This window comes from Pseudomonas sp. AOB-7 (genome assembly GCF_003696305.1).
GTDB lineage: Bacteria > Pseudomonadota > Gammaproteobacteria > Pseudomonadales > Pseudomonadaceae > Aquipseudomonas.
Genome location: NZ_RFFK01000012.1, coordinates 117,414 through 135,986, shown reverse-complemented (window position 1 = coordinate 135,986; position 18,573 = coordinate 117,414). Strand labels below are relative to the sequence as shown.

21 protein-coding genes are annotated in these 18,573 nt (G+C 66.9%); 17 read left to right on the top strand and 4 right to left on the bottom strand.

All coding sequences use genetic code 11. The features are described 5' to 3' along the window. The 5 genes from EA796_RS23750 to alaC all read left to right on the top strand — a co-directional run. On the top strand, positions 1-66 hold a 66-nt coding region (locus tag EA796_RS23750; RefSeq protein ID WP_371921479.1), incomplete at its 5' end, for a hypothetical protein. A 144-nt stretch (positions 67-210) separates the two neighbouring features. Continuing rightward, positions 211-420 (top strand): YgdI/YgdR family lipoprotein, encoded by a 210-nt coding sequence (locus EA796_RS19390; RefSeq protein ID WP_122109788.1) that lies wholly within the window; start codon positions 211-213, stop codon positions 418-420. Between the two features lie 188 nt (positions 421-608). Next, positions 609-1,820 (top strand): CmpA/NrtA family ABC transporter substrate-binding protein, encoded by a 1,212-nt coding sequence (locus tag EA796_RS19385; protein ID WP_122109787.1) that lies wholly within the window; start codon positions 609-611, stop codon positions 1,818-1,820. Between the two features lie 18 nt (positions 1,821-1,838). Beyond that, the gene (locus tag EA796_RS19380) at positions 1,839-2,417 is read left to right on the top strand and encodes an ANTAR domain-containing response regulator (RefSeq protein ID WP_122109786.1); all 579 of its coding nucleotides are present in this window, start codon (positions 1,839-1,841) and stop codon (positions 2,415-2,417) included. Positions 2,418-2,622: 205 nt separating this feature from the next. Continuing rightward, on the top strand, positions 2,623-3,852 hold the full coding sequence (alaC, locus tag EA796_RS19375; protein WP_122109785.1) for an alanine transaminase: 1,230 nt from the start codon (positions 2,623-2,625) through the stop codon (positions 3,850-3,852). A gap of 34 nt (positions 3,853-3,886) precedes the next feature. Here the strand turns inward: alaC and EA796_RS19370 are convergent, their stop codons facing one another. Next, the gene (locus EA796_RS19370; RefSeq protein ID WP_021445894.1) at positions 3,887-4,279 is read right to left on the bottom strand and encodes a lipoprotein; all 393 of its coding nucleotides are present in this window, start codon (positions 4,277-4,279) and stop codon (positions 3,887-3,889) included. A gap of 148 nt (positions 4,280-4,427) precedes the next feature. Here EA796_RS19370 and EA796_RS19365 point away from each other — a divergent pair, with 148 nt between their 5' ends. The 6 genes from EA796_RS19365 (at position 4,428) to EA796_RS19340 (ending at position 9,404) form a co-directional block, all read left to right on the top strand. Then, entirely contained in the window at positions 4,428-4,742 is a 315-nt protein-coding gene (locus EA796_RS19365) for a hypothetical protein (RefSeq protein ID WP_021445895.1), read from the top strand. Between the two features lie 387 nt (positions 4,743-5,129). After that, entirely contained in the window at positions 5,130-6,413 is a 1,284-nt protein-coding gene (locus tag EA796_RS19360; protein ID WP_122109784.1) for a CmpA/NrtA family ABC transporter substrate-binding protein, read from the top strand. A gap of 12 nt (positions 6,414-6,425) precedes the next feature. After that, positions 6,426-7,277: a nitrate ABC transporter permease gene (gene ntrB / locus EA796_RS19355; protein WP_122109783.1), complete on the top strand. Its 852-nt coding sequence runs from the start codon at positions 6,426-6,428 to the stop codon at positions 7,275-7,277. Between the two features lie 10 nt (positions 7,278-7,287). Further along, positions 7,288-8,079 carry an ABC transporter ATP-binding protein gene (locus EA796_RS19350; RefSeq protein WP_122109782.1) on the top strand — a complete coding sequence of 264 codons (792 nt, stop codon included), beginning with the start codon at positions 7,288-7,290 and terminating at the stop codon, positions 8,077-8,079. A 102-nt stretch (positions 8,080-8,181) separates the two neighbouring features. Continuing rightward, positions 8,182-8,871 carry a polysaccharide lyase family 7 protein gene (locus EA796_RS19345; protein ID WP_122109781.1) on the top strand — a complete coding sequence of 230 codons (690 nt, stop codon included), beginning with the start codon at positions 8,182-8,184 and terminating at the stop codon, positions 8,869-8,871. 89 nt (positions 8,872-8,960) lie between these two features. After that, positions 8,961-9,404: a thioesterase family protein gene (locus tag EA796_RS19340; protein ID WP_122109780.1), complete on the top strand. Its 444-nt coding sequence runs from the start codon at positions 8,961-8,963 to the stop codon at positions 9,402-9,404. A 262-nt stretch (positions 9,405-9,666) separates the two neighbouring features. Here the strand turns inward: EA796_RS19340 and EA796_RS19335 are convergent, their stop codons facing one another. Together EA796_RS19335 and EA796_RS19330 are read right to left on the bottom strand one after the other, a co-directional pair. Next, positions 9,667-10,827: a PLP-dependent aspartate aminotransferase family protein gene (locus tag EA796_RS19335; RefSeq protein ID WP_021442203.1), complete on the bottom strand. Its 1,161-nt coding sequence runs from the start codon at positions 10,825-10,827 to the stop codon at positions 9,667-9,669. 28 nt (positions 10,828-10,855) lie between these two features. Further along, positions 10,856-12,220, bottom strand: a complete 1,365-nt coding sequence (locus tag EA796_RS19330; RefSeq protein WP_122109779.1) for a cystathionine beta-synthase — start codon at positions 12,218-12,220, stop codon at positions 10,856-10,858. Positions 12,221-12,483: 263 nt separating this feature from the next. Here EA796_RS19330 and EA796_RS19325 point away from each other — a divergent pair, with 263 nt between their 5' ends. From EA796_RS19325 to EA796_RS19305, 5 genes are read left to right on the top strand one after another with little or no spacing between them, the layout of a single operon-like run. Continuing rightward, on the top strand, positions 12,484-13,926 hold the full coding sequence (locus EA796_RS19325; RefSeq protein WP_122109778.1) for a cytochrome c oxidase subunit II: 1,443 nt from the start codon (positions 12,484-12,486) through the stop codon (positions 13,924-13,926). Between the two features lie 23 nt (positions 13,927-13,949). Continuing rightward, positions 13,950-15,710, top strand: a complete 1,761-nt coding sequence (gene ctaD / locus EA796_RS19320; RefSeq protein WP_122109777.1) for a cytochrome c oxidase subunit I — start codon at positions 13,950-13,952, stop codon at positions 15,708-15,710. After that, entirely contained in the window at positions 15,707-16,378 is a 672-nt protein-coding gene (locus EA796_RS19315; RefSeq protein ID WP_122109776.1) for a cytochrome c oxidase subunit 3, read from the top strand. Before ctaD ends, EA796_RS19315 begins: the two co-directional genes overlap by 4 nt. A 6-nt stretch (positions 16,379-16,384) precedes the next feature. Further along, positions 16,385-17,074 (top strand): heme-copper oxidase subunit III family protein, encoded by a 690-nt coding sequence (locus EA796_RS19310; RefSeq protein ID WP_122109775.1) that lies wholly within the window; start codon positions 16,385-16,387, stop codon positions 17,072-17,074. 10 nt (positions 17,075-17,084) lie between these two features. Further along, positions 17,085-17,417 carry a cytochrome C oxidase subunit IV family protein gene (locus tag EA796_RS19305; protein ID WP_021444949.1) on the top strand — a complete coding sequence of 111 codons (333 nt, stop codon included), beginning with the start codon at positions 17,085-17,087 and terminating at the stop codon, positions 17,415-17,417. A 28-nt stretch (positions 17,418-17,445) separates the two neighbouring features. On the opposite strand, the gene EA796_RS19300 is transcribed toward EA796_RS19305, so the two are convergent. Further along, entirely contained in the window at positions 17,446-18,000 is a 555-nt protein-coding gene (locus EA796_RS19300) for a hypothetical protein (protein ID WP_021444948.1), read from the bottom strand. A 241-nt stretch (positions 18,001-18,241) separates the two neighbouring features. Here EA796_RS19300 and EA796_RS23310 point away from each other — a divergent pair, with 241 nt between their 5' ends. Next, positions 18,242-18,397, top strand: coding sequence for a hypothetical protein (locus EA796_RS23310; protein ID WP_178082579.1), 156 nt, complete (start codon positions 18,242-18,244; stop codon positions 18,395-18,397). Positions 18,398-18,573: the final 176 nt, after the last annotated feature.

Sequence of the window (18,573 nt, the reverse complement as noted above, 5' to 3'; positions counted from 1 at the left end):
TTCGACCAGATCGCCGACTTCCGCGAAGCGGCGGCCAACGCCAAGATCCCGGTCGTTCAGGCCTGATCCCAGCGCTGTAGAACAAGCCCCGCCCCGTGCGGGGCTTGTTGTTTATGGCTGGCGCAAATCGTCGCGGCGCCTTGCGGCGGCAACGGCAGCGTCTACCTTCTGAATTAAGGACACCCCCATACGAGCATTCAGGAGCACATCATGAAGCCATGGATCATCGCCGCCCTGTGCCTGTTCGGCCTGGCCGGCTGCAGCAGCGAGTACATCATCACCACCACCGATGGACAGATGCTCACCAGCGACGGCAAACCGGAGCTGGATCGGGACACCGGCATGCTCGAGTTCACCGACAGCGAAGGCCGCAAGCAGCAGATCCCGCAGAGCAACGTCAAGCAGATGCTGGAGCGCTAGCTAGCGCCTCCCCCTCAAGAATCGGCAAACGCCAGCACGCCGCCCGTGATGGCATATGCATTGCTTCAGTCCCGATAACAGAGCGCTTCCAACGGCGGAAGCCGCTCACGACAATGGCGTCGTTCCCCTGCTGCCCCTGTGGCGGACGTGGGTACGGCGCCTTTTTGCGTGGAGAAGGGACAAGCAACATGAGCGAACGACAAGCAGTCCTCAGCGATGCGTCGGGTGGAGCCGGGATCGGCGATGCGCCGGAGAAGCGCACGCTGAACATCGGCTTCATGGCCCTGACCGATGCCGCCTCGGTGATAGTGGCCGCCACTCAGGGCTTCGCCGAGAAACACGGACTGACCCTCAATCTGCAGCGCCAGAGCTCCTGGGCCGGGCTGCGCGACAGGCTGCTGAGCGGCGAACTGCACGCCGCGCACAGCCTCTACGGCCTGATCTATGGTGTCCAGTTCGGCTTGGGCGGCGCTCCGGCCACCAACATGGCGGTTCTGATGGGCCTGAACCAGAACGGTCAGAGCATCAACCTGTCGCAGCCGCTGCTGGCCGCAGGCGTGAGCAGTGGCGAAGCACTGCTGCATCACGCGCACCAACAAGGTGCACGCCTGACCTTCGCCCAGACCTTCCCCACCGGCACCCACGCCATGTGGCTCTATTACTGGCTGGCCAGCCAGGGCATTCACCCACTGCACGACGTCGACAGCGTGGTGGTGCCGCCGCCGCAGATGATCGCGCACCTCAAGGCGCGCCGCATCGACGGCCTCTGCGTCGGCGAGCCGTGGAGCGCGCAGGCGGTGGACGAGGGCCTTGGCTGTACCGTCGCCACCAGTCAGTCGATCTGGGCCGATCACCCCGAGAAGGTACTCGGCTGCACCCGCGAATTCGCCCTGCAGTATCCCAATACCGCCCGCGCGCTAATCATGGCGGTGCTGGAAGCCAGTCGCTTCATCGACGAGAGCGAGGAGAACAAGCGCAGCACGGCACAACTGCTCAGCGGCCGCGACTACGTCGACGCACCGCTGTCGGCCATTCAGCCCCGTTTTCTCGGCCAGTACCAGGACGGCCTCGGTCACGCCTGGCAGGACGCCCATCCGCTGCGCTTTCATGGCGAGGGCGCGGTGAACCTGCCCTACCTGTCCGACGCCATGTGGTTCATGACCCAGTTCCGCCGCTGGGGCCTGCTGCGCAGCGACCCCGACTACCTCGGCGTCGCCCGCCAGGTGCAGCAACTGGAGCTTTACCGCGAGGCGGCGCAGGCGCTGAATATCCCCATACCCGCGGACATGCGCAGCGCCACGCTGCAGGATGGCACCCGCTGGGACGGCAGCGACCCGGCCGGCTACGCCCGCAGCTTCCGTCTCCACGCCCTGGCCGACAGCCCGGCTGTCGCCCTGTAATCGCCCGGAGAGTCCACGATGCTGCGTATCCTGCTGATCAACGACACCCCGAAGAAGGTCGGCCGCCTCAAGTGCGCGCTGATCGAGGCCGGCTTCGAGGTGATCGACGAGTCCGGGCTGACCATCGACCTGCCCGAGCGGGTCGAGGCCGTGCGCCCCGACGTGATCCTGATCGACACCGAGTCCCCCAGCCGCGACGTGATGGAACAGGTGGTGCTGGTCAGCCGCGACCAGCCGCGACCGATCGTCATGTTCACCGACGAGCACGACCCTGGCGTCATGCGCCAGGCGATCCAGAGCGGGGTCAGCGCCTACATCGTCGAGGGCATCCACGCCCAGCGCCTGCAGCCGATTCTCGACGTGGCCATGGCCCGCTTCGAGAGCGACCAGGCCCTGCGCGCCCAGTTGCAGGCGCGCGACGCCCAGTTGGCCGAACGCAAGCGCATCGAGCTGGCCAAGGGCCTGCTGATGAAGATGAAGAGCTGCAACGAGGAAGAGGCCTACACCCTGATGCGCCGCCAGGCCATGAGCCGCCAGCAGAAGCTGATCCAGGTCGCCGAGCAGATCATCGCCATGCACGACATGCTCGGCGGCTGAGCGCCGCTGCAGTAGACCGGATGCAACCCGGGGCATGACGATCCGCCCCCGGGTTGCATCAGGGCCCCCAGGCGCACTGCACCGGCAATTTTTCCCGCCACTGCGCTGGACAGCAGAGCTGCCGGCGCCTTATCGTCGCCTCCGGCCAGTGCAGTGGCCAACGTCGCTCGGACGGTTCCGGGCGCTTACGTACTTCGAGGAAATCATGGCCGACAACGCCAAGCGCCGCTTTGCGCGCATCGATCGTCTCCCCCCCTATGTGTTCAACATCACCGCCGAGCTGAAGATGGCCGCCCGCCGCCGTGGCGAGGACATCATCGACTTCAGCATGGGCAACCCCGATGGCGCCACGCCGCCGCACATAGTCGAGAAGCTGGTGCAGGTCGCCCAGCGCGAAGACACTCACGGCTACTCCACCTCGCGCGGCATCCCGCGCCTGCGCCGCGCCATCTCGCGCTGGTACCAGGAGCGCTACGCGGTGGACATCGACCCGGAAAGCGAAGCCATAGTCACCATCGGCTCCAAGGAAGGCCTGGCGCACCTGATGCTGGCCACCCTGGACCATGGCGACACCGTGCTGGTGCCCAACCCCAGCTACCCCATTCATATCTACGGTGCGGTGATCGCCGGCGCCCAGGTGCGTTCGGTGCCGCTGGTGCCGGGGGTGGACTTCTTCGCCGAGCTGGAGCGGGCGATTCGCGAATCCATCCCCAAGCCGAAGATGATGATCTTGGGGTTTCCCTCCAACCCCACCGCGCAGTGCGTGGAGCTGGACTTCTTCGAACGCGTGGTGGCCCTGGCCAAGCAGTACGACGTGCTGGTGGTGCACGACCTGGCCTACGCCGACATCGTCTACGACGGCTGGAAGGCCCCCTCGATCATGCAGGTGCCGGGGGCCAAGGACATCGCGGTGGAGTTCTTCACCCTGTCCAAGAGCTACAACATGGCCGGCTGGCGCATCGGCTTTATGGTCGGCAATAAAGAACTCGTGTCCGCCCTGGCGCGGATCAAGAGCTACCACGACTACGGCACCTTCACTCCGCTGCAGGTGGCCGCCATCGCCGCCCTGGAAGGCGACCAGCATTGCGTGCGCGACATCGCCGAGCAGTACCGCCAGCGTCGCAACCTGCTGGTCAAGGGCCTGCACGAGATTGGCTGGATGGTGGAAAAACCCAAGGCCTCGATGTACGTCTGGGCCAAGATCCCCGAGGCCTATGCCCCGCTCGGCTCGCTGGAATTCGCCAAGAAGCTGCTGGCCGAAGCCAAGGTCTGCGTCTCGCCGGGCCTGGGCTTCGGCGACTATGGCGACGACCACGTGCGCTTCGCCCTGATCGAGAACCAGGATCGCACCCGCCAGGCGCTGCGCGGGATCAAGGCGATGTTCCGCGCCGACGGCCTGCTGCCGGCGAAGAAGGCCAAGGCCGCTGACGAGTAAAGCCACCAGGGCGCCGCGAGGCGCCCTGGTCATATCAGCCGGAATAATCCAGCGCCGTCCAGGCGCGACTCAGGCCCTGGGCCAGCACGCAGCCCGGGCTGGCCAACTCCTCGTTGAACGCCGCCGGCAGCAGGGTGGTTTCCCCCTCCGCCGCGCCATGGCGCTCGGTCAGCCACTGCAGCTTGCCGCAGTTGGGCGTGTCGATCACGTAGCTGGCGGCGATGCTCGAGTGATGTCCGGGCAGGCGGATCACGTCCAGCACCCTGCCCGCCTCCTCCACGCGCCGGCCGTCGGACACCAGCACGGCCCAGGCCTGCTCGCCCTCGATCACCAGGTAGGCGCCGTTGGCCTGCGGCCGTTCGATCTGCGGCTGGGCGCAGCCGCTCAGCACAGCCAATAGCACAATCGTCATCAGCATCTGTTGCATTGCCAATTCTCCTCTCGCAAGGCGTCCACCGTGCGGGGCGGACGGGTCGATGTCGCTGCAGTGGCCTCACTATTCACCAATACTGTTTATTTGTACAGTGTTTTTCGTTTACCCTTGGTCTCACGAACCAATGCACAGGAGCCGCACCATGCTGGACGTACTGCAGCTGAAACACCGGGTGAACCGCATGCCGCTGGAGCGGGTGCGCGAAATGGTCGAGGAACTGCAGCTCGAGGGCATCGTCACCGAGAACCGCACGCCCTTTAACCGCCAGCACTTCAACACCTGCTTCGCCGAGATCGAGGCGCTGCTGCAGCGCGCCGGCTACCACCGCCAGCTGGATGTGGTCGGCTATCAGGGCCTGGCCTACGCCCTGTTCGACCCGGCGCGCTGGGAGGCGGTGGAAGTGCTGCGCTGGCTGCGCGATTTCGTCGAGGAAGCGCGCGTCCAGCCAGCCTCCTGAGCTCGGCACCTCGAACCAAAACGGCTCAGCGGCGCCCGGCCATGCACGCCATTGGCCCACGAGCGCGCCGGCGCCGGCGGCGGCTGGGCCGCCCGGCAGGCCCCTGCCAATGGCCCCAGTCCATATCCAAGTCATTGATTTCTCTCGGCTAGCCATTCGACAGCCGCAGCCCATGCGGTCCCGACAGCGCGCTGCGGGCCACGCCGCGGCCTCTGCCTGGAAAAACTGGCAAGCCCCTTGCTATGTCCCTGTCAACCATCCTGCGTAGCACGCCAACGGCGGCGGGCCGAGGATCACGGACAACGGCGTCCGTCAGGCCACCTCCTCTTACCGAGGCGGCCTGGCGTACGCCGTTTTTTGTTTATGTGCCTGACAAGGATTAGCCCCATGACCGAGCGTGATTCGAACAAGCCACTGGACACCAGCCGCCGCAACTTCCTCAAGCAATCCATCGCCCTCGCCGGTGCCGTTGGCGGCATCGCCGCGCTCGGCCTGTCGGCGCCGGCCTCACTGCGCAGTGCGGCCTGGGCCGCCGGCTCCGACGCACCGGAAAAGGTCGCGCTGAAAGTCGGCTTCATTCCCCTGACCGACTGCGCCTCGGTGGTGGTGGCCGCCACCCAGGGCTTCGGCGAGAAGTACGGCCTGAGCATCACCCCGAGCAAGGAAGCCTCCTGGGCCGGCGTGCGCGACAAGCTCAACACCGGCGAGCTGGATGCCGCCCACGTGCTCTACGGCATGATGTACGGCGCCCAGCTCGGCCTGGCCGGGCCGCAGAAGGACATGGCGGTGCTCATGGGCCTGAACCAGAACGGCCAGGCCATCACCCTGTCCAAGCAGCTGCGCGAGGCCGGGGTGAGCAACGGCGCGCAACTGGCCGCGCACGTGAAGAAGGGCGGCACGCCGCTGACCTTCGCCCAGACCTTCCCCACCGGCACCCACGCCATGTGGCTCTACTACTGGCTCGGCAGCCTGGGCATCAACCCCTTGAGCGACGTGAAGACCATCGTCGTGCCGCCGCCACAGATGGTCGCCAACATGCGCGTCGGCAACATGGACGGCTTCTGCGTCGGCGAGCCCTGGGGCGCGCGGGCGATCTTCGACAAGATCGGCTTCACCGCCACCACCACCCAGCAGATCTGGCCGGATCACCCCGAGAAAGTGCTCGGCACCACCCGCGCCTTTATCGAGCAGTACCCCAACGCCGCCCGCGCGCTGATCATGGCGGTGCTCGACGCCAGCCGCTTCATCGAGGCCAGCGAGGAGAACCGCAAGAGCACCGCCAAGCTGATTTCCGGCAAGGCCTACGTCAACGCGCCGGTACAGGTGATCGAACCGCGCTTTCTCGCCCAGTACGAGGACGGCCTCGGCAACAGCTGGCAGGACGAGCATGCCATGGCCTTCTGCAAGGACGGCAGCGTCAACTTCCCCTACCACTCCGACGGCATGTGGTTCCTCACCCAGTTCAAGCGCTGGGGCCTGCTCAAGGACGCGCCGGATTACGCCGCCGTGGCGGCGCAGATCAACCAGACCGCGCTCTACGCCGAGGCGGCCGGCGCCCTCAAGCTGGCCGTGCCGAGCAGCCCGCTGCGCAGCAGCACGCTGATCGACGGTGTGGTCTGGGACGGCAGCAACCCGGCCGCCTACGCCGACTCCTTCGCCATCAAAGCCTGATCGGAGGTGACCATGAATGCGCCCCTGAAATCTCCGCTACCGCAGCTGGCCAAGCCGCGCTTCTCGCCCATGGCCCTGCTGCCCAGCGTGCAGACCCTCGGCAACGGGCTCAAGGCGGCCATCGCGCCGCTGCTGGGCATCCTCGCCTTCATCGGCCTGTGGGCCCTGCTTGCCCAGCACAGCGAGGGCCTGCCCGGCCCGCTGAGCACCTGGCAGGCCGCCCTGGTGCTGTTCGCCGATCCCTTCTACGACAACGGCCCCAATGACATGGGCATCGGCTGGAACATCCTCAACTCGCTCGGCCGGGTCGGCGTCGGCTTCGGCCTGGCGGCGCTGGTGGGCATTCCGCTGGGCTTCGCCATCGGCCGCTTCGCCTTCCTCGCCGGCATGCTGGCGCCGATCATCAGCCTGCTGCGTCCGGTGTCGCCGCTGGCCTGGCTGCCAATCGGCCTGCTGGTGTTCGAGGCCGCGGGCCCGGCGTCGATCTGGGTGATCTTCATCAGCTCGATCTGGCCGATCATCCTCAACACCGCCGCCGGCGTCGCCAGCGTGCCGCAGGACTACCTGAACGTGGCCCGCGTGCTCAAGCTGTCGGAGTTCAAGGTGCTGACGCGCATCCTGTTTCCCGCCGTGCTGCCGCACCTGATGACCGGCATCCGCCTGGCCATCGGCGTGGCCTGGCTGGTGATAGTCGCCGCGGAGATGCTCACCGGCGGCATCGGCCTGGGCTTCTGGGTGTGGGACGAGTGGAACAACCTCAACGTCGAACACATCCTCATCGCCATCATCATCGTCGGCCTGGTCGGCCTGGCCCTGGAGCAGGCGCTCCTGCTGCTGGCCAAGCGCTTCGACTACGCGAATTAAGGAGCCACCTATGGACAAGTTCGTCGAGCTGACCGCCGTCAGCAAACACTTCGACACCAAGAAAGGCCGCTTCCAGGCCCTGGAAGGCGTCAACCTGAGCATCGCCCGTGGCGAGTTCGTCTCGCTGATCGGCCACTCCGGCTGCGGCAAATCCACCGTGCTCAACCTGATCGCCGGCCTGCTCGAAGCCAGCGCGGGCGGGCTGATCTGCAACGGCCGCGAGATCGACGGCCCCGGCCCCGAACGCGCCGTGGTGTTCCAGAACCACAGCCTGCTGCCCTGGATGACCTGCTACGGCAACGTCCACCTGGCCGTGGAGAAGGTCTTCGGCTCACGCGAGAGCAAGGCCCAGCTCAAGGCGCGCACCGAGCAGGCGCTGCAGATGGTCGGCCTCGCCCATGCCATGCATAAGCACCCCAGCGAAATCTCCGGCGGCATGAAGCAGCGCGTCGGCATCGCCCGTGCCCTGGCCATGGAGCCCAAGGTGCTGCTGATGGACGAGCCGTTCGGCGCCCTGGATGCGCTGACCCGCGCCCACCTGCAGGACGAGCTGCTGCGCATCGTCGGCGCGACCCACAGCACCGTGGTGATGGTCACCCACGACGTCGACGAAGCGGTGCTGCTGTCGGACCGCATCGTGATGATGACCAACGGCCCGGCCGCCACCGTCGGCGAGATCCTCAAGGTGGAGCTGGCGCGCCCGCGCGACCGCCTGGCGCTGGCCAATGACGCGCAGTACCACGGCTATCGCGGTGCGGTACTGGAGTTCCTCTACCAGCGCCAGCAGCGCCCGGCCGCCTGACAGACGCGGCAACCGCTCTGGCACGCTGGTCGGAGCGGTTGAACCAATGGCCGAACGGGCACACGAAGAGAGGTTCCCCCAGCCCTCGACCAAGGAAAGCCCGTGCTCGACCTCACCACCTGGAACCTCTCGATCCCCACCGATCCCAGCCCCACCACCATCAGCACCGCGCAGCTGAACAACGGCTATCAGAGCCAGTACCTGCGCCGCAACGCCGACGGCAGCCTGACCTTCTGGGTGCCGGTCGGCGGCTCCACCACCGCCGACGCCAGCTACCCACGCAGCGAACTGCGCGAGACGCAGAGCGACGGCAGCCTGAGCAACTGGCTGCACGCCAGCTCCGACAGCTACCTCAGCGCGGTGCTGCAGGTCGACCAGGTACCGAGCAAGAACAAGGTAGTGATCGGCCAGATCCACAGCAAGGACGAGCCCGGCAGCCACAACGATCCGCTGCTCAAGCTGCAATACCACTATCGCCGAGGCGTCGGTCGCCTCGAACTGCTGCTGCGCGAAAAACCCGGTGACAGCCAGGTGCAGAACATCCTGCTGGCGGACAACGTGCAGCTGGGCGAGCGCTTCGGCTACGACCTGCGCGTCACCCCCAGCGGCAGGCTCGGCGTCAGCGTGGTCAGCAAGGACGGCGACCAGGGCTCGCTGTACCGCCAGCTCGACCCCGCCTGGAGCACACAGCAGCTGTATTTCAAGGCCGGCGCCTATATCCAGGACAACGAAGGACCGAGCGACGAGGGCGGCCGGGTGACCTTCTTTCATCTGAACAGCCTGCATCGCTGAGGCGTCGCGCCGTCATTGCCGCGGCGAATGACGGCGCCAGCCCCTGTCGCTTGCGTACAATCGCCACCCCACCTGCGACGAGACGCGCCATGGCCCGCCTGACCCTCGAGTTTCCCGAAGACCAGTACTGCTACAGCACCCACCTCACCGTGCGAGTCACCGACATCAACGGTGCCAACCACCTGGGCAATGACTCGATGATCTCGATGATTTCCGAGGCGCGGGCACGTTTTCTCTACGAGGTCGGCATCCGCGAGACCGACGGCAACGGCACCGGCATCATCGTCACCGACCTGGCCACCACCTACCGCGCCGAAGCCCATGCCCGCGACCAGTTGCTGTTCGAGGTGGGCGTGATGGACTTCAACAGGTACGGCGGCGACATCACCTTCCGCATCAGCCGTCCGGCCGACGGCACGCTGGTTGCCATGGCCAAGTCCGGCTTCGTGTTTTTCGACTACCACCAGTCCAGGGTGGTGCCGATGCCCGCGGAGTTCGCCGCCAAATTTTCCAAGGTCAACCGGCTCGCCTAACAGGCTGTTGAAAAACTACCTGCGTTGCCATTGCTGCGTTAAGAACAGGCTCGGAAAGCCGTTTGCGGCTGGCGCGCGTCAGCGCGGCCCGAAGCGAGCACGGCTCATTTACAGCTCGTAAAGTCGACTGCGATCCCAGCCCTTCCTCGCCTGTTTTTGCAGGGCCACCATCGGTATTGCACTGGCTGCCTCGCCTCGGGCTTTCTGCTTCGCTCTACCTCCTGCATCCATGCAGTCGTCGCCTACGTTTTTCAACGGCCTGCTAACCCGCCATCGCCGCCAGCGCCTGCTGCAAGTCGCGGCGCAGGTCATCCGGGTGCTCGATGCCGACCGACAGCCGCACCAGGTTGTCGTGGATGCCGATCTGCGCCCGGCGCTCGACCGGAATGCTGGCGTGGGTCATCCGCGCCGGCTGGCTGATCAGGCTCTCCACGCCGCCCAGGCTTTCGGCCAGGGTGAACAGCCGGGTCGCCTCGAGAAAGCGCCGGGTGCCCTCGGCGTCACCGGCCAGGTACAGCGAAATCAGCCCGCCTCCGCCGGCCATCTGGCGCGCCGCCAGCTCGTACTGCGGATGGCTGGGCAGGCCGGGATAGACCACCGCCGCTACCTGGGCCTGCTGTTCCAGCCATTCGGCCAGCTGCTGGGCGCTGTCGACATGGCGGCGCAGGCGCAGAGCCAGGGTACGCATGCCGCGTAGGCAGAGAAAGCTGGAGAAGGGGTCGAGGATGCTGCCCACCGCGTTCTGCAAAAAGCCCAGGCGCTCGGCCAGCTCCGGCCGGTCGGCCACCACCAGCAGCCCGGCGATCACATCGGAGTGGCCGTTGAGGTACTTGGTGGCCGAATGCAGCACCAGGTCGAAACCCTGCTCCAGCGGCCGCTGCAGACAGGGCGAAGCGAAGGTGTTGTCGGCCAGGGTGAGCACGCCATGGGTATGGGCCACCGCGGCCACCCGCGCCAGGTCGGTGAGCTTGAGCGTCGGGTTGGTCGGCGTCTCCACCCAGATCAACCGAGTCTCGGGGCGCAGCGCAGCGCTCAACTCCTCGGCGCTGGCTTCGGGCGCCACGTAGCTCACCTGCAGCCCGGCGGCCGGCTTGCGCACGCGCTCGAACAGGCGGTAGGTACCACCGTACAGGTCGTCCACCGCAACGATATGACTGCCCGCAGGCAGCAGCTCCAGCACCGTGGCGCAGGCGGCCAGCCCCGAGGCGAAGGCGAAGCCCTGGCTGCCGCCCTCCAGCTCGGCGATGGCCCGCTCCAGCGCCTGGCGCGTCGGGTTGTGGCTGCGCCCATACTCATAGCCGGCGTGCACGCCGGGCGACTGCTGGCGAAAGGTCGAGGTGGCGTAGATCGGCGGCATCACCGCCCCAGTCCAGTCCGGCTCGTAGCCGGCGTGCACGCAGAGGGTTTCCAGGCTCTGTTTCATCGTTCGGGCTCCAGGCGCAGTGGGCGCTTCAGCGCAGGGTGCGCCGCCACAGGTTGAGCAGATCGCTCTTGGTGATCAGGCCGAGAAAACGGCCCCGTTCAACGATCAACGCCACGTGTCCGGCGTCGAAGGTCTCCAGCAGGCGTTCCAGCGGCACCTCCGGATCCAAGGTCTGCAGCTGGGTGACCATGGCCCGGCGCACCGGCAGCTCGAAGTGCTCGGGGGCGTCCTTGACCGCGCGCAGCAGGTCCCATTCGTCGATCAGGCCCACCACCCGCTCGCCGTCCATCACCGGTACCTGGTCGATGTCGTGGAAGCGCATGCGTGCGTACACCGCCGCCAGGCTCTCGTCGGCCTTGCAGGTGACGGTGGCGCCCTCGTCGTAGCGGCGGGCGATGAGGTCACGCAGGTTGCCGGCCTGCGGCCGCTCGATCAGACCCTGATCGATCATCCAGTAATCGTTGAACATCTTCGACAGGTACTTGTTGCCGCTGTCGCAGACGAAGGTCAGCACCCGCTTCGCCTCGCGCTGCTCGCGGCAGTAACGCAGCGCCGCGGCCACCAGGGTGCCGGACGAGGAGCCGGCCAGCACCCCCTCCTGCTGTAGCAGCAGGCGCGCGGTGAGCAGGCTCTCGGCATCGCCGATGCGGTAGGCGCGCTTGACCAGGGAAAAATCGGCCAGCGCCGGAATGAAGTCCTCGCCGATGCCTTCCACCAGCCAGCTGCCGGCCTCGCCGTAGTGCCCGGTTTCCACGTAGTCGGCCAGCACCGAACCCTGAGGGTCGGCCAGGACGATCTCGACGTGCGGCGCCTCGCGCTGAAAGAAATGGGTCAGCCCGGCCAGGGTACCGGCCGAGCCGATCCCGACCACCACCGTGTCCAGGCGCTGCTGCAGCTGGCGCCAGATTTCCGGGCCGGTGCCCAGCTCGTGCGCCAGGGCATTGGCCGGGTTGTTGAACTGATCGATGTACAGCGCGCCCGGGGTCTGCTCGGCGATGCTGCGCGCCAGGTCCTGGTAGTACTCGGGATGCCCCTTGCCGACGTCGGAACGGGTCAGGCGCACCTCGGCGCCGAGCGCCTTGAGGTGGAAGATCTTCTCGCGGCTCATCTTGTCCGGCACCACCAGCAGCATCCGGTAGCCCTTCTGCGCCGCCACCAACGCCAGGCCCAGACCGGTGTTGCCGGCGGTGGCCTCGATGATGGTGGCGCCCGGTTGCAGCCGACCGTCGCGTTCCGCAGCCTCGATCATGCTCAGGGCGATGCGGTCCTTGATCGAGCCGCCGGGGTTCTGGTTCTCCAGCTTGACGAACAGCTCGCAGGGGCCGGTATCCAGGTGCGTGAGCGGCAGCACCGGGGTGTTGCCGATCATCGCGAGCAAGGGATTGCTGGACATGTCCCGCCCTCCTCTGTGCAGCCGCCCGTCCCAGGCGGCTCAACCTACCGAGAGCATAGTTATAGGCGCTGCACCGGCGGCGAACCAGGCCACCAATCGGGCAATAGTGAGGGCAACACCTATACTCCTCCCTGAACTCGCCCGTACCAGAGCGTCGCATCTTGGCGCGCGAGAGGGATGGGGCCGTACCCGGGGCAGCATCCGCCGATGCCGTCGCTGGGTGTTGCCCGCGGCCACGGGCGTCCGGAACGGGATGCGAACAGATGGCGTTTGCAATCGTCTTGATACTGCTGGTGATCGGCTCGCTGCTGTTTCACCTGCTCAGCCCCTGGCAGGCCACCGAGGCGGCGTCCAACTGGGTGTCCATCGATACCGCACTGCTGATCACCCTGCTCATCACCGGGCTGTTCTTCGTCGCGGTGTGCCTGTTCATGGTCATCGCCATCATCCGCTTCCGCCACAAGGCGGGGCGGCGGGCGGCCTACCAGCCGGAAAGCAAGAAACTCGAGTGGTGGTTGTTCGCCGTTACCAGCCTGGGCATCGTCGCCCTGCTGGCCCCCGGCCTGGTGGTCTACGACGATTTCGTGCGGGTGCCGCAGGAAGCCCGCGAGGTCGAGGTGGTGGCCCAGCAGTGGCAGTGGGCCTACCGTTTCCCCGGCGCGGATGGCCGCCTGGGGCGCTCCGCCATCAAGTGGGTCGAGCCGCGCAACCCCTTCGGCCTCGACCCCGGCGACCCGGCCGGGGCGGATGACGTGCTGGTCCAGGGCGGCGAGCTGCGCCTGCCGCTGGATCAGCCGGTCAAGGTGCTGCTGCGCTCCAAGGACGTGCTGCACAACTTCTACGTGCCGCAGATCCGCGCCAAGATGGACATGGTGCCGGGCATGGTTTCCTACTTCTGGTTCACCCCGACCCGCCTGGGCAGCTACGAGGTGCTCTGCGCCGAGTATTGCGGCGTGGCCCACTTCAATATGCGCGGACGCCTGATCGTCGAGGAGGCCGAGGCCTTCGAGCAGTGGCTGGCCGGCCAGCCGACCTTCGCCCAGAGCCTGCGCGCCGCGCCGCCGAGCGCCGCCAGCCTGCTGGACAAGGGCCGCCAGCTGGCGCAGAACCTCGGCTGCCTGGCCTGCCACAGCCTCGATGGCAGCGCCAACCTGGCCCCGACCTGGCAGGGCCTGTACGGCAGCACCCGGCAACTGGCCGACGGTAGCAGCCTGCAGGCCGACGAGGCCTACCTGCGCGAATCCATCCTCGCCCCGCAGGCCAAGCTGGTGCAGGGTTTTCCGCCGGTGATGGTGGCCTACCGCCTGAGCGAGGAGGAACTGGCCGCCCTGCTCGCCCTGATCCAGTCGCTAAGCGACAAGGCCCCGGCCACCGAGCACGACGCTGCCAGCCCGGCCGAACAGGGCCGCGCGCTGGCCGCCGGCCTGGGTTGCCTGGCCTGCCACAGCCTCGACGGCAGCGCCGGCATCGGCCCGAGCTGGCGCGGGCTGTACGGCAGCACCCGGGATTTCGTCGACGGCAGCACGGCCCGGGCCGATGCGGCCTATATTGAAGAGGCGATACGCCAGCCCAACGCCCAGGTGGTGCAGGGCTATGCCGCGATCATGCCGGTCCTGGCCGTCGACGCGGCGCAGCTCGAGGCGCTGACCGCCTTTATCGCCTCCCTCGCCGCCGATGCCGACGAGGCCGCGGATCCCTCGCCCTGAGCCCCCTGCAGGAGGATGACGCGATGGCCTATGCGCACCAAGCCGAAAGCACGGCCCTGCACGAGCCGCGCAGCTTCCTGACGCGCTATATCTGGAGCCAGGACCACAAGGTCATCGCCATCCAGTACGCGCTGACGGCGATCTTCGTCGGCCTGATCGCCCTGGTGCTCTCGGGCCTGATGCGCCTGCAGATCGGCTTTCCCGGCAGCCTGGAGTTCATGGACGCCAGCACCTATTACCAGGCCATGACCCTGCACGGCATGATCATGGTCATCTACCTGCTCACCGCGCTGTTTCTCGGCGGCTTCGGCAACTACCTGATCCCGTTGATGGTCGGAGCGCGGGACATGGTGTTCCCCTACGTCAACATGCTCAGTTACTGGTTCTACCTGCTCTCGGTGCTGGTGCTGCTGGCCAGTTTCTTTGTTCCCGGCGGCCCCACCGGCGCCGGCTGGACCCTCTATCCGCCGCAGGCGATCACCGCCGGCACCCCGGGCACCGACTGGGGCATAGTGCTGATGCTGGTGTCGCTGGCGATCTTCATCGTCGCCGCCACCATGGGTGGCCTCAACTACGTGACCACGGTGCTGCAGGCACGCACCCACGGCATGACCCTGATGCGCATGCCGCTGTCGGTGTGGGGCATCTTCATGGCCTCGATCCTCGCCCTGCTGGCCTTCCCGGCGCTGCTGGTCAGCGCGGTGATGATGCTGTTCGACAGCCTGCTCGGCACCAGCTTCTTCATGCCGGCGATCATCTCCCTTGGCCAGCCGCTGGAGCACGAGGGCGGCAGCCCGATCCTGTTTCAGCACCTGTTCTGGTTCTTCGGCCACCCGGAGGTGTACATCGTCGCCCTGCCCGCCTTCGGCCTGGTCTCCGACCTGATCAGCACCCACGCGCGCAAGAACATCTTCGGCTACCGCATGATGGTCTGGGCCATAGTCGCCATCGGCGTGCTGAGCTTCGTGGTGTGGGCGCACCACATGTACGTCAGCGGCATGAACCCCTACTTCGGCTTCTTCTTCGCCATCACCACGCTGATCATCGCCGTGCCCACCGCGCTGAAGGTGTACAACTGGGTGCTGACCCTGTGGCAGGGCGACATCCACCTGACCGTGCCCATGCTGTTCGCCCTGGCCTTCATCCTCACCTTCCTGGTCGGCGGCCTGACCGGGCTGTTCCTCGGCAACGTGATAGTCGACATCCCGCTGTCGGACACCTATTTCGTGGTCGCCCACTTCCACATGGTCATGGGCGTGGCGCCGATCCTGGTGGTGTTCGGCGCGATCTACCACTGGTACCCGAAGATCACCGGGCGGCTGCTCGACGACCGCCTCGGCCAGCTGCATTTCTGGATCACCTTCCTCGGCACCTACGCCATCTACTTTCCCATGCACTACCTGGGGTTTCTCGGCATGCCGCGGCGCTACTACGCCTTCGACGACTACGAGTTCATCCCGCAGTCGGCGCAGGACCTCAACGCCTTCATCACCGTCGCCGCCCTGGTGGTCGGCGTCGCCCAGCTGCTGTTCCTGTTCAACCTGTTCTGGAGCCTGGCCAAGGGCAAGCCCGCCGGCGCCAACCCCTGGCGCGCCGCCAGCCTGGAATGGCAGACCCCGCAGACTCCGCCGGTGCACGGCAACTGGGGCGCCCGCCTGCCGGTGGTGCACCGCTGGGCCTACGACTACAGCGTGCCAGGCGTGGAGCAGGACTTCGTGCCGCAGACGGTATCGGACGAGGAGCTGCAACGGATGAAGAACGCGGCGACGGAGCACAGGCCATGAACCGGCTCTTGCTGCGCGACGGCGAGGAACTCGGCCCCGGCGGCTGGCCGCAGACCCCGGAGACGACGCCGGCCGAGCGCCTGCACACCGCCCGGGTCGGCCTGCGCCTGCTGCTGGCGGCGATCAGCTCGCTGTTTCTGCTGTTCCTGCTGGCGTTGCTGATGCGCTCGCAAGTGGGGGACTGGCAGCCCTTGACCGACCCACTGGCGCCGCTGGCGCAGCCCTGGCCGCTGTGGCTGAACAGCGCCGTGCTGCTCGCCGCCAGCCTGTGCCTGCAGGGCGCCCGGCTGGCCGCGCGGCGCTCGCGAATGGCGACGAGCCAGCTGGCCTTCGCCGCCGGCGGGCTGCTGGCGGTGGTGTTTCTCCTCGGCCAGCTGTGGTTCTGGCAACGCGTCGCCGCCTGGGGCTATCCGCTCGCCGGCAACCCGGCCAACAGCTTCTTCTACCTGCTCACCGGCCTGCACGGCCTGCACCTGCTCGGCGGCCTGGCAGTCTGGGCCTGGGCCCTGGCCACGCGGCTGCGCCGGCCGCACGCCTTCGCCGTCGCCGTGGAGCTCTGCGCCAGCTACTGGCACTACCTGCTGGGGCTGTGGCTGCTGCTGTTCGCCGTGCTCACCAGCAGCCCGCAGACCTACCAGTCCATCGCCGCCTTCTGCGGCCTGAGGTGATCCGCCATGGCCAGTCGTCGCGAACACGCCACACCGGACACCGCCACGCCGCCCTGGCAGGCAGTCGCCGCCGACTGGGCCGCGGACAAGGAAGCCTTCCACCAGGTGCCCTGGGGCAAGGCGATGATGTGGATCTTCCTGCTCAGCGACACCTTCGTCTTCACCTGCTTCCTCACCGGCTACATGGCGGTGCGCATGACCACCACCGAGCCCTGGCCGAACACCAGCGAGGTGTTCGCCCTGACCATCGCCGGGCAGAGCATCCCGCTGATCCTGATCGCCATCATGACCTTCGTGCTGATCAGCAGCAGCGGCACCATGGCCATGGCGGTCAACTACGCCTATCGCCGCGAACGCGGGCGCACCGCCGCGCTGATCCTGGCCACCGCCCTCGGCGGCGCCGCCTTCGTCGGCATGCAGGCGTTCGAATGGAGCAAGCTGATCGAGGAAGGCGTCAGGCCCTGGGGCAACCCCATGGGCGCGGCGCAGTTCGGCGCCAGCTTCTTCATGATCACCGGCTTCCACGGCCTGCACGTGTCGATCGGCGTGCTCTACCTGTGCATCGTCGCCTGGAAGGTCTGGCGCGGGGCCTATGAGCGCACAGGCAACTACCAGAACGTCGAGATCGCCGGGCTGTACTGGCACTTCGTCGACTTGGTGTGGGTATTCATCTTCGCCTTCTTCTACCTCTGGTGAGGGACTCGCCATGGCTCAGACCCAGCAGCATCCGATCGGCCTGTACCTGAAGATCTGGGGCCTGCTGTTCGTCCTCAGCACCCTCTCCTACCTAGTCGACTACTTCCATCTCGCCGGCTACCTGCGCTGGTCGCTGATCCTGCTGTTCATGCTGCTCAAGGCCGGGCTGATCGTCGCCATCTTCATGCACATGGCCTGGGAGCGCCTGGCCATGGTCTACGCCATCCTGCTGCCGCCGTTGTGCCTGCTGGTGCTGGTGGGACTGATGGCGAGCGAGGCGAACTACGTGTTTCTCAGCCGCGTGCTGTTCTTCGGCCAGGGGCCGGCGCCCGGCGCGCCGTGAGCGGCCGGGCGGACAGCGACTGGCTAGCTCAGATGGTGCGCTTGAACTGGTGCCAGCGCTGCAACCAGGCGACTATCCAGTGCGGCGCCGCCTCACCGGTGCCGGCATCGCTCAAGCGCGGATGATGGCCGACCACCTGGGCCAGCAGGGGCTCCTGCTCCGGCTCGACGTCGACGAAGAACACGTGCTTGCCGTCTTTCAGGTACTGGCGGAAGCGACGGAAATGCGCGTTGGGCACCTGAATGCCGAAGAAGCCGCCCTCCCAGGTACAGAAGCCGAACAGCACGATGGCCAGGAAGATGAACGGCATCCAACCCGCCGCGCTGGCCGTCCAACCCAGCCAATAGGCGGCGAGCAGCACCGCGGCGGCCAGCACCAGCCCGACCAGCGCGCCGATCTCGCCGGAGTGCACCACGTCCTGCTTCATGAACGAGGGCACGTCATGCAGGTGATGGTGCTCCACCTCGGCGTCCTGCTCGCTGAGCACATGAATCTGCTCGGTGCTGATCCCTTGGGCTTCCAGTTCCTGCTCGACACGCTCGAGCTCGTCCAGGTTGTCGCTGATGTAGTAGTGCCGATTCATGACCCACCTCCCATCTCGCTTTGCCATGCTGCCGAGCGTCCCGCAGGCGCCGCCGGGTAGGCGGCTCGCCAGGCGGCGATTTGTCTATTTTTTGATCAGGACTGCAGTATAGCACCGCCGTTTTTTCGCCCCGAGACGCCGGACGATGGGCGATTGCGCGATTCTTGCAGCCGTCGCCGTGACAGCTGGCCATTCGTCTGCTACGCCTAGGGCAGAACAGCAAGAAAGGGGGGGATTCGCCATGTCTACTCGCTATCGCCGCGCGCGCCAGGCAGGCCTGCTGAGCAACCTGCTGGCCCTGGCCCTGCTGACCCTGCCGCTGCCGACGCACGCCGCCAGCGGCGCCGTGCTCGCCGCAGACCAACCGCGCAGCCTGGTCGCCGCCGCCCGCCACTGAGCCGCTCGGCAACCAACAACGCCCCGTCCAGGTGCATGTCGCCGCATCTGCGCCTCCTTTTGCGGCAGCCAGCCACCAGCGCAACGCCCGAGAACCCGCACCGCCAGGCCCATAGCCGATTGGCGCGGCTCTTGCTTGGACCCTGCACAAGGTAGCCAACGGCGGCCACCTCCTTC

Excerpts from the sequence above, each read along its gene's own strand:
- EA796_RS19390 (WP_122109788.1), top strand. The coding sequence starts at position 211 with ATGAAGCCATGGATCATCGCCGCCCTGTGCCTGTTCGGCCTGGCCGGC.
- EA796_RS19385 (WP_122109787.1), top strand. The coding sequence starts at position 609 with ATGAGCGAACGACAAGCAGTCCTCAGCGATGCGTCGGGTGGAGCCGGG.
- EA796_RS19380 (WP_122109786.1), top strand. The coding sequence starts at position 1,839 with ATGCTGCGTATCCTGCTGATCAACGACACCCCGAAGAAGGTCGGCCGC.
- alaC (WP_122109785.1), top strand. The coding sequence starts at position 2,623 with ATGGCCGACAACGCCAAGCGCCGCTTTGCGCGCATCGATCGTCTCCCC.
- EA796_RS19370 (WP_021445894.1), bottom strand. The coding sequence starts at position 4,279 with ATGCAACAGATGCTGATGACGATTGTGCTATTGGCTGTGCTGAGCGGC.
- EA796_RS19365 (WP_021445895.1), top strand. The coding sequence starts at position 4,428 with ATGCTGGACGTACTGCAGCTGAAACACCGGGTGAACCGCATGCCGCTG.
- EA796_RS19360 (WP_122109784.1), top strand. The coding sequence starts at position 5,130 with ATGACCGAGCGTGATTCGAACAAGCCACTGGACACCAGCCGCCGCAAC.
- ntrB (WP_122109783.1), top strand. The coding sequence starts at position 6,426 with ATGAATGCGCCCCTGAAATCTCCGCTACCGCAGCTGGCCAAGCCGCGC.
- EA796_RS19350 (WP_122109782.1), top strand. The coding sequence starts at position 7,288 with ATGGACAAGTTCGTCGAGCTGACCGCCGTCAGCAAACACTTCGACACC.
- EA796_RS19340 (WP_122109780.1), top strand. The coding sequence starts at position 8,961 with ATGGCCCGCCTGACCCTCGAGTTTCCCGAAGACCAGTACTGCTACAGC.
- EA796_RS19335 (WP_021442203.1), bottom strand. The coding sequence starts at position 10,827 with ATGAAACAGAGCCTGGAAACCCTCTGCGTGCACGCCGGCTACGAGCCG.
- EA796_RS19330 (WP_122109779.1), bottom strand. The coding sequence starts at position 12,220 with ATGTCCAGCAATCCCTTGCTCGCGATGATCGGCAACACCCCGGTGCTG.
- EA796_RS19325 (WP_122109778.1), top strand. The coding sequence starts at position 12,484 with ATGGCGTTTGCAATCGTCTTGATACTGCTGGTGATCGGCTCGCTGCTG.
- ctaD (WP_122109777.1), top strand. The coding sequence starts at position 13,950 with ATGGCCTATGCGCACCAAGCCGAAAGCACGGCCCTGCACGAGCCGCGC.
- EA796_RS19315 (WP_122109776.1), top strand. The coding sequence starts at position 15,707 with ATGAACCGGCTCTTGCTGCGCGACGGCGAGGAACTCGGCCCCGGCGGC.
- EA796_RS19310 (WP_122109775.1), top strand. The coding sequence starts at position 16,385 with ATGGCCAGTCGTCGCGAACACGCCACACCGGACACCGCCACGCCGCCC.
- EA796_RS19305 (WP_021444949.1), top strand. The coding sequence starts at position 17,085 with ATGGCTCAGACCCAGCAGCATCCGATCGGCCTGTACCTGAAGATCTGG.
- EA796_RS19300 (WP_021444948.1), bottom strand. The coding sequence starts at position 18,000 with ATGAATCGGCACTACTACATCAGCGACAACCTGGACGAGCTCGAGCGT.
- EA796_RS23310 (WP_178082579.1), top strand. The coding sequence starts at position 18,242 with ATGTCTACTCGCTATCGCCGCGCGCGCCAGGCAGGCCTGCTGAGCAAC.